Genomic DNA, 13,219 nt, shown 5'->3' on the forward strand with positions numbered 1-13,219 from the left:
AAACTCTCCAATAAAGTTAGTTTGTCTAGCATCTAAAATAAAAATTGACGTTTCACGTTGTTTGTTTCGTTCAGTTTTCAAAGAACTACTTGGTCGCTCATTTGCGACTTCCTTATGTTAACATCTTCGTTTTTCGATGTCAACTAAGTTTTTCAATTTCTTTTTTGTCGTTTTCTGCGTTTCCGCATCAGCGACGGTTATTAGTATATCATGGTGAAAAATGAAATGCAACACCTTTTATAAACTTTTTTTAAAACTGCCCACATTTCTTTTTTTATATCATATACTTAAACGAAATATCTCTTTCATGTATGAGCAATTCCTACATATATTTTATATAAAGTTACTCTATCAAAAGACGTTTCTTTCTATAATAAGCGTTTTATTCATATAGCATATCATACAAGGAGGAATATATATGGACTATACCGATTTATTAATCAAACTAGGTCTCTCGGCTATTTTAGGATTTGCCATTGGTTTAGAACGCGAATTAAAACGGAAACCACTTGGTTTAAAAACGTGTTTAGTTATTTCTATTATTAGTTGCCTCCTAACGATTGTTTCTATTAAAGCAGCTTATAACTTACCACATACCGATCATATGAATATGGATCCACTTCGACTTGCCGCTCAAATTGTATCAGGAATTGGTTTTTTAGGTGCTGGCGTAATTTTAAGAAGAGGCAACGATAGCATTGCAGGGCTCACGACTGCCGCTATGATCTGGGGTGCTTCTGGCATTGGTATTGCTGTTGGGGCCGGATTCTATATTGAAGCGATATTCGGAATGTGTTTCCTTATGATTAGTGTCGAACTTATACCACTCGCGATGAAATATGTAGGCCCTAGATCATTTCGTCAACGTGATATCGCTGTGAAACTTGTTGTACGAAATATGGACAATATCCCAATCGTAATTGAAGAAATAAAAGAAATGGATATAAAAGTTAAGAATATGAAGCTTAAAACATTAGAAAACGGTTCTCACTATTTACATCTTAAACTGTCCATTGATCAAAAAAGACATACTGCTGATGTTTACTATGCTCTCCAGCATCTTGAAAGTGTCCAACAAACTGAAGTGGAAAGTATGTAACGTAAAACAAACTCTCTTTAATTAGAGAGTTTTTCTTTTTTCTATAATGGCAACAATGAATGTAGTCCTACAAAGTAAGGAGGAATAGGCAATTGAAATCCCGTCCGAATTTAGTAGATACATTTCGCGATTCCATTATTTTCCGTTTAATTTGTTTTATTATTGTACTGACTGCTTTTTCCGGTTTTCTTATACATAGATTAGAACCTTTTCATTTCACTACATGGTTTGACGGAATTTGGTGGTCAATCGTTACCATTTTTACAGTTGGATATGGCGACTTTGCTCCCCATACGACGCTAGGAAAACTAATAGGTATAAGTATTATTTTATTAGGAACTGGCTTTTGTTCTTATTATATGGTGCTGTTTGCTACTGAAATGATTAATAAACAATATATGAAAATTAAAGGTGAAGAAGCCGCTACTTCTAACGGTCATATGATTATCGTTGGCTGGAATGAGCGCGCAAAACATGTTGTAAAGCAAATGCACGTATTACAACCAAACCTTGATATCGTTTTAATTGATGAAACACTTTCTTTACTCCCAAAACCATTTCATCATTTAGAATTTATAAAAGGTTGTCCGCATCACGATCAAACTTTATTAAAGGCTAATATTGCAACGGCACACACCATATTAATAACAGCTGATAAAGAAAAAAACGAAAGCTTAGCGGATACACAGTCCATTTTAAATATTTTAACTGCAAAAGGGCTCAACCCAAACATTCACTGCATCGCTGAACTTCTTACTTCTGAACAAATACAAAATGCAACGAGAGCTGGCGTGTCAGAAATTATAGAAGGAAATAAATTAACGAGCTATGTATTTACCGCTTCTCTTTTATTCCCTTCCATTTCAGGTGTACTATTTTCACTTTACGACGAAATCTCTGATAATAAATTACAACTGATGGAGCTTCCATCGTCCTGCACCGGACAAACTTTTGCCAATTGTAGCTATACTCTTTTAAAGCAAAACATTCTCTTACTAGGTATAAAGCGCGACGAACAATATATGATTAATCCAGTTCATTCCTTTGTTCTCATTGAAAGCGACATACTCATTGTTATTCACCATTAGTAAAATGACGCTCTAATTCTTGCATGAGCACTTTCCCAATATTGATATATTTTCTTTTCACATCTCCATCTGGATCTTTCGGCTCAGCAAATTGATCCATTCCACTTGTTCCAGCTGTTAAAGTATTCACATTATCATCTAGTTCGTCTTGATATACGTGCGAAAGAATATACGGCGTTCCAAGACGAACTATTACGCCTGGTACATCTAGTTCTCCATCAATGGCTGTAAATGGAACTCGTAAAAATTGATACCCATCTTCTTCATCGATTTTGTAATCAAAGCATCCTTTATCATAATCCCAATTACCACCAATGCTATATCCAAGTGGTTTCATAATCTCTTCTAACTTATATAACGCATATGTACGTCCTTCTAAATTTGATTGAATCGGAATCAAGCCCATCCCTCCTAGACTTTTCCTTTAGCATACCCACTTTAGTTTGAATATACTGATGGACTTTTCGATAAAATAATAAAAAGCGACCGGAATCCGGTCGCTTTTTACTATTTTAAACGCTCTTCTAATTCTGCTTTTAATTCTTCAAATCCTGGTTTACCAAGTAAAGCAAACATGTTTTTCTTATATGCTTCTACTCCAGGTTGGTCAAATGGATTCACGCCTAATAAGTAGCCGCTCATCGCACATGCTTTTTCGAAGAAGTATACAAGGTAACCGAATGTGTACTCATTTAATTCAGGAATATTGACGATTAAGTTTGGTACTCCCCCGTCGCTATGTGCAAGTAATGTACCTTCGTATGCTTTTGTGTTTACGAAGTCTACAGTTTCACCAGCAAGGTAGTTTAATCCGTCTAAATCGTTTTCTTCTGATTCGATTGTTAGTTCATGTGTAGATTTACCTACTTTAAGAACTGTTTCAAATAAGTCACGACGACCTTCTTGAACGTATTGACCTAATGAGTGTAAATCAGTTGAGAAGTTTGCTGAAGATGGGAAAATACCTTTTTGATCTTTCCCTTCACTTTCACCAAATAACTGTTTCCACCACTCAGCGAAGTATTGAAGTGCTGGCTCATAGTTAACAAGCATTTCAATTGTTTTTCCTTTATTGTATAAAGCGTTACGAACTACTGCATATTGGTAAGCTGGATTTTCTTCTAGTTCTGATGTTCCGAAGTCATCACGACCAGCAGCTGCACCTTTCATCATCTCTTCAATATTTAAGCCACTTACTGCGATTGGTAATAAACCAACTGGCGTTAATACAGAGAAACGACCTCCAACATCATCTGGAATAACAAATGTTTCGTAACCTTCGTTATCAGCTAATGTTTTTAATGCACCACGCGCTTTATCTGTAGTTGCATAAATACGTTTGCGAGCTTCTTCTTTTCCATACTTTTCTTCTAATAACTTACGGAAGATACGGAATGCTAGTGCTGGCTCTGTTGTTGTACCTGATTTGGAAATAACGTTAATAGAGAAGTCTTTACCTTCTAATACGTCCATTAAATCTTTCATGTAAGTGGAGCTAATGTTTTGTCCAACAAATAGCACTTGTGGAGTTTTACGTTGTTCTTTAGAAAGCGTGTTGTAGAAAGAATGGTTTAACATTTCGATTGCTGCACGTGCTCCTAAGTAAGAACCACCGATACCTACAACAAGTAAAATGTCAGAGTCATTTTTAATTTTTTCTGCGCATTTTTGAATGCGAGCAAATTCTTCTTTGTCATATTGAAGCGGAAGGTCTACCCACCCAAGGAAATCGTTCCCAGCTCCAGTTTTTTCGTGGATTGCGTGATGTGTTACTTTCACTGCATCACGTAAATAAGTGATTTCATGTTCACCGATGAAGGATAACGCTTTAGAATAGTCGAACGTTACATGTGTACTCATCTTTTTCCCTCCAATTATGGATATGTATTTCTGTATTCACTTTAGCGAAACTGAAGTTGTAAATCAAGCGATTCAAACATTGTAAACGTAACCAATATATATTTTTTAGAAAAAGTTCATTTTTTGCATAAAAATTCGTATTTTTCGGTATAGATGTATATACATCTTCTTTCAAACATTTTTTATGTATAAAAACAACATAACTACCCCATTCTATAAAAGAGTTAATTAACTCATCGCTTGCTCATGCTTCACAATTAAGGGGGGCTTTTTCATGAGTACTTTACAACGTATCGCATTAGTCTTTACTGTAATTGGCGCTGTGAACTGGGGACTAATCGGTTTTTTCCAGTTTGACTTAGTAGCAGCCATTTTCGGTGGACAAAATTCAGCTCTTGCACGTATTATTTACGGCATCGTTGGTATATCTGGGCTTATCAACCTTGGTTTACTGTTTAAACCATCTGAAAATCTTGGTACGCACCCAGAACCAAACGAAATTCGATAATCAGTATGTCCTTTCACCTCCGACATACGAATATGATTGCATGCAATCATATTTGCAAATATATATCATAAGATAAAGTAAAAGAGGAACGCTCATATGCGTTCCTCTTTTACTTTGTTAACTCGGACTCTTCAATCCATTCTGCCAACTTTTCTCGCAGCGTATTAAATCCGTTTTCAGATGGGTTCGGTATAAGAATCCTTCCTTGTTTTCTTTTCGCCGCTTTTAACGATAAACTCATTTTTCTGTGCTCTTCATCAATTGAAAGTACCTTTACTTCTACTGTATCGCCGACCTTTAAAAAGTCATGAATATCCTTTACATATCCATTTGTAATTTCAGATATATGCACAAGCCCTTGTGTTTCTGCATCTAACGCTACAAACGCACCGTAATCTTGAATTCCAGTCACTTTCCCTGTTACAACCACTCCTGTTGTATATTGTTCTGACATATGAAACACTCCCATACGTTTACCATTCTCTCTACAATTATAGAGAGCAAAGCAGATATATTTATTTTAAATATCCGATTGGTTAGTACGCATTCTAGATAACGTTATCTAGAATGCGTATACCTTATATTAGTAAATTATACCACTATGACAGAACTCATTCAAAATTCATGAAAAATTTCCCTTAAAGAAGTATAATTATCCAATATTGGGATAGACTACTAACACATGGCTTTCTAGTATTCCCCCCCTTTTATGGACAAAACGTATTACGTTTTGTCCTTTTTTTATTCTCTACAAACCGTTCCATTCTCTTCATTGCTTCCATAAGTTGTTCAAGCGACGTTGCATAAGAACAACGAATAAAACCTTCACCACTTTCGCCAAATACGCTACCAGGGACAACAGCCACTTTTTCTTCCAGCAATAACTGTTCTGCAAATTCCGCTGAAGATAATCCTGTTGAAGATATAGAAGGGAAAACATAAAATGCTCCGCCTGGCACATGACACGTTAAGCCCATTTCATTGAAAGATTTCGTCATGAAGTTACGACGCTTCTTATAACTATCTCTCATTCGAATCACTTCATCGTTCCCTGCCCGTAACGCCTCAAGTGCTGCAAACTGAGACATCGTCGGTGCACACATCATTGAATACTGATGGATTCTGAGCATTAATTCTGAAAATTGAACAGGAGCTGCAATCATACCGAGACGCCATCCTGTCATCGCAAACCCTTTTGAAAATCCCGAAATTAAAATCGTATGCTCACGCATATTTTTAATACTCGCGAAACTTGTATATACTTCGTCGTATACAAGCTCTGCATAAATTTCATCAGATAATACAATTAGATTGTACTTCTCAACAATCACTGCTATTTCTTCAAGCTCGGATTCATTTAGCATTGCACCTGTCAGGTTATTTGGTGAACAAAGCAAAATCGCCTTTGTTTTCGCTGTAATAGCTGCTTCAATTTGTTCTGGTAGTACTTTAAACTCATTTTCTAAAGTAGTCGCCACAGGAACCGGAACTCCTCCAGCTAATGTCACAAGTGGTGCATAAGAAACGAAGCTTGGTTCAATAATGAGCACTTCATCATCAGGATTTATAATGGCGCGCATCGCTACATCTAACGCCTGGCTCGCTCCAACTGTAACAATGATTTCATCACTTGGGTCATAAGATACTGCAAATTGTTTTTTTAGATACTTTGCTATTTCTTGACGGAGCTCCAATAATCCTGCATTTGCTGTATATGACGTATACCCTTGTTCCAAAGAACGAATACATGCTTGCCTTACATTCCAAGGGGTAACAAAATCTGGCTCTCCTACCCCGAGGGAAATAACACCTTTCATATTTGCTGCTAAATCAAAAAATTTTCGAATACCAGATGGTTTTAAAGATTCTGCTGATCTAGATAGTTCAAATTGCTTCATGGTGTCACCACAATTCGCTTATCATCATCGTCTTTTTCATAAATAACGCCCTCATGTTTATACTTCTTCAAAATGAAATGAGTAGTTGTAGAAACGACAGATTCAATTGTTGCTAATTTCTCAGAAACAAACATCGCTACTTCCCCCATCGTTTTCCCTTCTAATGTAATAGAAAGATCATATGTCCCTGACATTAAATAAACGGATTTCACTTCTGAATAACGATAAATTTGTTCAGCAACCGCATCAAACCCAACGCCGTGCTTTGGCGTAACTTTCACATCGATCATTGCCGTTAAACCTGTATGTTCTTTCACTTTCGTCCAATCGATATGTGTTACATAATCCACAATAATCTTTTCATTTTCTAATCTCGCAACCATCTTCTTTACTTCTTCTACTTCTATATTTAACAGCTTCGCTAATGTATCTACAGATAATCGACTACTCTTTTCAAGACAAGCTAATAATTCTAATTCTTTTTCTGTCACCATATAAATCATCCTTCCTTTTCGTTTGTGTCTAAATTATACAAATACCCTTTCCAGTTTGAAAAGAAGATTTTTCTATTGAATTATGTCAAAATAAAGTGAAACTTTAATCAGCGAAATGCTTCACCCCGCTGACTATTAGCCCGCACCAATCGGGCTTTTACGGACAGTTGCTCTCCCACCTAACCTCTTTACTTGAGCTACTTTTTGAGGTGGGAGACTTACTGTCCGTTAATGTGGGGTAAAGTGAAACTTTAATCAGCGGAAAAATACGTGATAAAGCGAAAGGAGATGGAACCGTGAAACCAAAAGTTTATATTGCTGAACCAGTTCCAACATTTGTAGAAAACTATTTATCAGAACACTGTGATTATGAAAAATGGGATCAAAATGAGAAAGTACCTCGTGATATTCTATTAGAGAAAATACAAGATAAAGATGGGTTATTAAATTTCGGATCTGCTATTAATGAAGAATTACTGACAGTAGCTCCTAACTTAAAAGTAGTGAGCAACATTTCTGTTGGTTACGATAATTTTGATTTACAAGCGATGAAAAACCGAAATGTTATCGGAACGAATACACCATACGTATTAGATGATACAGTAGCTGATCTCGTTTTCGCCCTTATGCTATCAGCTGGGCGCCGCGTTTGCGAACTCGATTCTTACGTGAAAAATGGTGAATGGAACGCTGAAATCGGAAAAGAACACTTCGGACTAGATGTACACCATAGCACAATTGGTATTATCGGTATGGGCCGAATTGGAGAAGCCGTCGCAAAACGAGCAAAATTCGGATTTGATATGAATGTTCTTTACTATAACCGCCGTCGTAAAGAAGAAGCTGAACAAAAATTCGATGCTACATATTGTGATTTACAGACGCTACTGAAGCAGTCTGACTTTATTGTTCTTCTTACTCCATTAACAGATGAAACATATCACCTTATCGGAGAAAAGGAATTTTCATTAATGAAAGACACAGCAATCTTCATTAATGCTTCTCGCGGGAAAACAGTAGATGAAGAAGCGTTAATCCATGCTTTAACAGAAAAGAAAATCTTTGCAGCAGGTATCGATACATTTACACAAGAGCCGATTCGAAAAGATAATCCACTCTTATCATTACAAAATGTTGTGACTTTACCACATATCGGATCTGCAACATTAAAAACTCGTCAGCAAATGGCCATGACCGCCGCTGAAAATTTAGTTGCAGGGTTACAAGGAAAAACACCGCCTAATATTGTTCGCGGGTAATACTGAATAAACGAAAGGCAAGATGACATCGTCATCTTGCCTTTTTTTGTTAACATATTTTCTTCCTCCTTGGAGATGATATGAACAAAAATCAATGGAGTGACAAAAAATGAATCATAAATATACTTGTCCTTATTTCACTTTTTCCACTCGCGGCACTACTGTTCATTACGAATTGTATGAACATGATAATAAAACAGAACGTCCTACTTTCATACTCGTTCACGGCTTTTTATCTTCCTCATTCAGTTACCGCCGTCTCATTCCTTTACTATCGAAGGAAGGAACAGTCATTGCTCTTGATTTGCCACCGTTCGGAAAAAGTGATAAATCTCATCTGTTTAAGTATTCTTATCACAATTTAGCAACGATTATTATTGATTTAATTGAACATTTATCTCTCTCAAACATTGTATTAGTTGGGCATTCTATGGGTGGGCAAATTTCTCTCTATGTAAACCGTATACGTCCTGAACTCATTTCAAAGACGATTTTACTATGTAGCTCGAGCTATTTAGCTCGCGCAACCTTACCTTTACTATACTCTTCTTATTTACCGTTCTTTCATTTATACGTAAAGAACTGGATTATAAGGCGCGGCATTGTTCATAACTTAATGAATGTCGTTCATGATCACTCATTAATTGACGATGAAATGAAAAAAGGTTACTCCGCTCCTTTTTATGACGACCGTATATTTCCCGCTTTAACTCGCATGATACGAGACCGTGAAGGTGACTTATCTTCAACTGAATTACAAAAAATCGAAACACCTATCCTACTCATTTGGGGTGAAAATGACCGCGTCGTCCCTGTACATGTAGGTCATCGTCTACACAAAGATTTACCGAATTCAAAATTTATTTCTTACGAAAATACAGGACATTTACTACCTGAAGAAAAGCCTGAACATGTTTATGAAGAAATTATCGCTTTTTCCGCGCAATAAAATGAAACTTTAATCAGCCCCCACCTAACTTCTTTGCTTCCGCTGAATTTTGAGGTGAGGGTCTTACTACCCAGCAAATAGCGGGATAATATAAAAAAGGCTGTCGGAAATCCCGACAGCCTATAATGAACAGCTTCCACCTTCTTTTATTACAAGTAATTCCACAGCTAATTTCTCACATTTTTCAAGCGCAGGTACTTCCTCGAAAGACATAAAGTATATATGTTGAATCTTCTTTGCGATGTATTTTGGATCGTCAAACACACTTATGACGCTCACAACATCGCTCGCCTCTGTTTCATAAAACTCCGGTCCCATTTGAAACGGATCCCAATTCTTCACAACCTCTATCATCTTTTCATATGTACCCATTCGCTTCCCGCCTTTTCACTTTTTAATACTTTTCTTTATCCTATCACATCAGCTATTCTATAAGAAGAGAGAGAACTTTCATAACTTATTGGTTTTACAGAAGACGGGAGCAAACTTATGCAACTATTTCATAAAGCAATCAATCGACGTGGAACGCATAGTATAAAATGGGATACATATAAAAACGAAGAACTTATCCATGCTTGGATTGCTGATATGGATTTTGAAGTACCAAAACCAATTCAAACTGCCTTAAAACAACGAATCGAACATCCGATTTTTGGCTATACACTTCCTCCCGAAAATATTGGAGATATTATTTGTAACTGGACAAAACAACAATACAACTGGGATATTCAAAAAGAATGGATTGTCTTTAGCGCCGGAATCGTTCCAGCTCTTAGTACGAGCATACAGGCTTTCACCAAAGAAAACGAATCTGTTCTCGTACAACCACCTATTTATCCTCCATTTTTCGAAATGGTCACAACAAACAACAGGCAGTTATGCGTGAGTCCATTACAGAAACAAAATGATACATATGTGATAGACTTCAAGCATTTAGAAAAGCAGTTTCAGCAAGGCATCAAACTCATGCTTCTTTGTAGCCCTCATAACCCAATCGGACGCGTTTGGACGAAAGAGGAACTTGTGCAGCTCGGATCATTATGTACTAAATATGACGTAATCGTTGTGGCGGATGAAATTCATTCCGATATCATTTATGCAGACCATACACATACACCGTTCGCTTCCTTATCTGAAGAATTAGCAGAGCGCACTATCACTTGCATGGCTCCAAGTAAAACATTTAATATCGCTGGATTACAAGCGTCGATCATTATCATTCCAAACGAAAAGCTCCGTCATGCCTTTACAGCTATCCAGTATAGACAAGGCTTCCACGGGTTAAATATCTTCGCTTATACAGCGATGCAAAGCGCCTATACAGAATGTAATGATTGGCTAAACGAAATTCGATTATATATAGAAGATAATGCTCAATTTGCTTGTGAATATATTAAAACTCACATACCTGCTCTTTCCGTAACGAAGCCAGAAGGTAGCTTTTTATTATGGATTGATTGTTCTCGTCTAAAGCTTTCTCAAAACGAGCGTACCGCACTACTTGAGGAAAAAGGAAAAATCATCGTTGAACCTGGTGAGAAATACGGGTTAGGTGGCGAAGAACATATTCGAATTAACATCGGCTGTCCACGATCTGTTTTAGAAGAAATTTTAAACAGACTGCGTCATACGTTTTCATAATAAGAAAGGAGTCTGTCCCGAATCATTCTTGGGCAGACTCCTTTGTCATATTTTGTCGGTAAGTCGATATATTTCAATAATCGCTGATATATTTCAAGTTACGGTCGATATATTCCAATAATCGCCGATATAATTTGAGTTACAGTCGATATATTCCAATAATCGCTGATATATTTTCAATTACATTTCACAAATAAAGCTACCATTCACGGTAGCTTTTACTTTTTCTTCATATCCGATGCTTTTTTTACAATTACGCCACAAGCAATTCGATCCCCTGATTTACCTGTCGGTTGTGTCATACCATCATCAGGGTTTTCTGTAATAATAATAGACGCTCCATCTTTTCTATGAATCGTCGTTTTCCCTTCTTCAAGTGTAATGTGGGGTGCATCGATTTCCGCTTTAATCTTTCCAGAACCATCTGCAACTACGTTCGGTAAATCACCGTTTTCTGCGCCCTTCGGATTAAGAAGACCATGTTTTTTATCATCAGGATTAAAATGATTCCCAGATGATTCAAAACGAGGTGCCTTACACTCTCCGATTTCATGTACATGTAGTCCGTGTGGTCCTGGCGTGAAACCTTCCCCTTTAATCGTAATTTTCACTCCACTTGTTTGCTGAGTTACTTTCGCAGTCCCCACTTCATCACCTGAAGCATTATGTAATTTCACGTCAATTTCTTTCGGCTTTCCTTGGTCACAACCTGCCATCAGAAATAATAAACAACAACTGAAAAAAAGCCGTTTCTTCATTCTATTCCCTCCAAAATATATTCTGCCCTTAGATTGTCCGAGCATAGAGGGAAACATACAAAAATGCGTTACTGTTTCTTTTCAGCTAATAGTTTTTCTTCAACTTTCTGTAATCGGTCTGCTTCTCTTTTTGATATACGAATAAACATGCGCCACGTAGCAATAGCACCGATAATAAATAGAACACAAACAATCCCTGGAATAATATATTCTGTTTTATCTTCCGGAAAATATAAAGGCATCATATAGAACACTCCTTATTATAGAATTTATAAAACATCAGAATTTTCTGTTATATCATTTTAAATTATAGTGCAACCTCCCCATATTCTCAAGGGGCGTTCTGAAAACGAAGGATTTCTTTGACTCCTTCCCTCACTTTCCTTACTATAAACTTGAGGTGAAAAATATGAGAGAAACATTTGAAATTGGTGAAATCGTTACTGGTATTTATAAAACAGGAAAATACATTGGCGAGGTTACAAATAGCCGCCCTGGCAGTTACGTCGTAAAAGTATTAGCTGTTTTAAAACATCCGGTGCAAGGTGACTTACATAACGTAAAACAAGCTGACGTACCATTTTTCCACGAAAGACGTGCTTTAGCTTTTCGTGAGCAAACGAATATTCCAGAACAAATGGTGAAGAAATATGAAGGAGAAATTCCGGATTATACAGATTCACTAAAATTAGCATTAGAAACTCAAATGAATTCATTTTCTGAAGATGATTCACCTTTTGCGGTTCGTAGTCTAGACACATTAGAGCAATTAAAGAAAGACTACAAACTCTAAAAAACAAAACGACCAAATTACATAATGTGCAATTTGGTCGTTACTGTGTGCTCACTTTCTTTAACACTTTTGAAAAATCAACAAGTTCTCCTAATGTTGGAGGTGCTGGTTTTACTAAATACTCTTTATCTTTTTCTACTAGTTTAAAAATATTGTACGTCGTCATTGCATCATCAAGCGCACAATGATGCTTCCCTGTCCCTACTTTTCCATACGCCTCAATTGCTTTCCATAATCCTGTTTGATTTCTTTCTCCAAAAAACTTCTTATACTCAAGCGATAAATCACGACACTGTCCGAAGAATGGAAAAGCTATCCCTGCCATTTCACAATTATGCTTCAGCACTTTCATATCCATATTTCCCCACGTTACAATTGTCGGTTTACATTTCGTTTCGTATTCTGAAAGCTTCTTAACGAGTTCAGGAAATGAAATCCCTTTATCCACGACTTCTTGTTTTATTCCTAAAAACTTCTTACATCGATCCGTTAAAGAGGGAAATGTTTTCGGCCTAACATGTGATGAATACGTATCTTCTACCTTACAGCCAGCAACTGAAACGAGTCCTACCTCAATAATCTCTGGAAAAAATCCTTTCGGTTTCTTTCTATGCTGGGGCATCGTAAACTCAAAGTCTAAAAATAAAAATCGTTGTTCATCCATACGATCCCTTCCTTATCATTTTTGTCATTCCTTTCTATTTGACACTCCTACACGAACAAGCTCGAATGCTAATTCCATTTTAAATATTCAGATTGGATGTATCTTATATATATGTCAAATGCCCACAAATATTTTAAAAAATAAGAAAAAATGACCTATGCAGAAAATATGACAAAATCTCTCCTTTCATTTACATCCGCCATTTTCC

16 protein-coding genes are annotated in these 13,219 nt (G+C 36.6%); 7 read left to right on the top strand and 9 right to left on the bottom strand.

Annotation, left to right across the window (positions count from 1 at the left end; genetic code table 11):
- The first annotated feature begins 418 nt into the window (after nucleotides 1-418).
- Together MR169_RS23380 and MR169_RS23385 are read left to right on the top strand one after the other, a co-directional pair.
- Nucleotides 419-1,099, top strand: coding sequence for an MgtC/SapB family protein (locus tag MR169_RS23380; protein WP_000386676.1), 681 nt, complete (start codon nucleotides 419-421; stop codon nucleotides 1,097-1,099).
- A gap of 92 nt (nucleotides 1,100-1,191) precedes the next feature.
- Nucleotides 1,192-2,187 carry a potassium channel family protein gene (locus MR169_RS23385; protein WP_016118802.1) on the top strand — a complete coding sequence of 332 codons (996 nt, stop codon included), beginning with the start codon at nucleotides 1,192-1,194 and terminating at the stop codon, nucleotides 2,185-2,187.
- Here MR169_RS23385 and MR169_RS23390 read toward each other — a convergent pair.
- Together MR169_RS23390 and MR169_RS23395 are read right to left on the bottom strand one after the other, a co-directional pair.
- Complete coding sequence (locus MR169_RS23390; protein WP_000612334.1) at nucleotides 2,174-2,587, bottom strand: YugN-like family protein; 414 nt, start codon at nucleotides 2,585-2,587, stop codon at nucleotides 2,174-2,176. The two genes, MR169_RS23385 and MR169_RS23390, sit on opposite strands and share 14 nt — an antisense overlap.
- Before the next feature lie 107 nt (nucleotides 2,588-2,694).
- A complete protein-coding gene (locus MR169_RS23395; RefSeq protein WP_000103658.1) occupies nucleotides 2,695-4,047 on the bottom strand; it encodes a glucose-6-phosphate isomerase in 1,353 nt (450 codons plus the stop codon).
- A gap of 274 nt (nucleotides 4,048-4,321) precedes the next feature.
- On the opposite strand from MR169_RS23395, the gene MR169_RS23400 reads away from it, so the two are divergent.
- Nucleotides 4,322-4,555 carry a DUF378 domain-containing protein gene (locus MR169_RS23400; RefSeq protein ID WP_242320107.1) on the top strand — a complete coding sequence of 78 codons (234 nt, stop codon included), beginning with the start codon at nucleotides 4,322-4,324 and terminating at the stop codon, nucleotides 4,553-4,555.
- Nucleotides 4,556-4,664: 109 nt separating this feature from the next.
- Here the strand turns inward: MR169_RS23400 and yugI are convergent, their stop codons facing one another.
- The 3 genes from yugI to MR169_RS23415 all read right to left on the bottom strand — a co-directional run bounded on the left by yugI (nucleotide 4,665) and on the right by MR169_RS23415 (nucleotide 6,947).
- Complete coding sequence (gene yugI, locus MR169_RS23405) at nucleotides 4,665-5,009, bottom strand: S1 domain-containing post-transcriptional regulator GSP13 (protein ID WP_000003764.1); 345 nt, start codon at nucleotides 5,007-5,009, stop codon at nucleotides 4,665-4,667.
- 253 nt (nucleotides 5,010-5,262) lie between these two features.
- A complete protein-coding gene (locus tag MR169_RS23410) occupies nucleotides 5,263-6,453 on the bottom strand; it encodes an aminotransferase (RefSeq protein ID WP_242320108.1) in 1,191 nt (396 codons plus the stop codon).
- Complete coding sequence (locus tag MR169_RS23415; RefSeq protein ID WP_000255696.1) at nucleotides 6,450-6,947, bottom strand: Lrp/AsnC family transcriptional regulator; 498 nt, start codon at nucleotides 6,945-6,947, stop codon at nucleotides 6,450-6,452. The genes MR169_RS23410 and MR169_RS23415 overlap by 4 nt, the downstream gene beginning before the upstream one ends.
- A 266-nt stretch (nucleotides 6,948-7,213) precedes the next feature.
- Here MR169_RS23415 and MR169_RS23420 point away from each other — a divergent pair, with 266 nt between their 5' ends.
- Together MR169_RS23420 and MR169_RS23425 are read left to right on the top strand one after the other, a co-directional pair.
- Nucleotides 7,214-8,206 carry a 2-hydroxyacid dehydrogenase gene (locus MR169_RS23420; RefSeq protein ID WP_033683509.1) on the top strand — a complete coding sequence of 331 codons (993 nt, stop codon included), beginning with the start codon at nucleotides 7,214-7,216 and terminating at the stop codon, nucleotides 8,204-8,206.
- A 109-nt stretch (nucleotides 8,207-8,315) separates the two neighbouring features.
- Complete coding sequence (locus MR169_RS23425; RefSeq protein ID WP_242320109.1) at nucleotides 8,316-9,155, top strand: alpha/beta fold hydrolase; 840 nt, start codon at nucleotides 8,316-8,318, stop codon at nucleotides 9,153-9,155.
- Nucleotides 9,156-9,275: 120 nt separating this feature from the next.
- Here the strand turns inward: MR169_RS23425 and MR169_RS23430 are convergent, their stop codons facing one another.
- The gene (locus tag MR169_RS23430; RefSeq protein WP_000537645.1) at nucleotides 9,276-9,527 is read right to left on the bottom strand and encodes a YugE family protein; all 252 of its coding nucleotides are present in this window, start codon (nucleotides 9,525-9,527) and stop codon (nucleotides 9,276-9,278) included.
- Nucleotides 9,528-9,644: 117 nt separating this feature from the next.
- Between MR169_RS23430 and MR169_RS23435 the strand changes: the two genes are divergently transcribed.
- A complete protein-coding gene (locus tag MR169_RS23435) occupies nucleotides 9,645-10,796 on the top strand; it encodes a MalY/PatB family protein (protein WP_001175818.1) in 1,152 nt (383 codons plus the stop codon).
- A 218-nt stretch (nucleotides 10,797-11,014) separates the two neighbouring features.
- Here MR169_RS23435 and sodC read toward each other — a convergent pair whose 3' ends face one another.
- Both sodC and MR169_RS23445 read right to left on the bottom strand, forming a co-directional pair.
- Nucleotides 11,015-11,554 (bottom strand): superoxide dismutase [Cu-Zn], encoded by a 540-nt coding sequence (gene sodC / locus MR169_RS23440; RefSeq protein ID WP_086392819.1) that lies wholly within the window; start codon nucleotides 11,552-11,554, stop codon nucleotides 11,015-11,017.
- Nucleotides 11,555-11,622: 68 nt separating this feature from the next.
- Nucleotides 11,623-11,799: a hypothetical protein gene (locus tag MR169_RS23445; protein WP_000982755.1), complete on the bottom strand. Its 177-nt coding sequence runs from the start codon at nucleotides 11,797-11,799 to the stop codon at nucleotides 11,623-11,625.
- Nucleotides 11,800-11,963: 164 nt separating this feature from the next.
- Between MR169_RS23445 and kapB the strand changes: the two genes are divergently transcribed.
- Nucleotides 11,964-12,347 (top strand): kinase-associated lipoprotein KapB, encoded by a 384-nt coding sequence (gene kapB / locus MR169_RS23450; RefSeq protein ID WP_016118805.1) that lies wholly within the window; start codon nucleotides 11,964-11,966, stop codon nucleotides 12,345-12,347.
- 40 nt (nucleotides 12,348-12,387) lie between these two features.
- On the opposite strand, the gene kapD is transcribed toward kapB, so the two are convergent.
- A complete protein-coding gene (gene kapD / locus MR169_RS23455) occupies nucleotides 12,388-13,011 on the bottom strand; it encodes a 3'-5' exonuclease KapD (RefSeq protein WP_000344358.1) in 624 nt (207 codons plus the stop codon).
- Between the last annotated feature and the right edge of the window lie 208 nt (nucleotides 13,012-13,219).

The organism is Bacillus cereus group sp. BfR-BA-01349 (assembly GCF_022663795.1).
Lineage (GTDB): Bacteria > Bacillota > Bacilli > Bacillales > Bacillaceae_G > Bacillus_A > Bacillus_A cereus.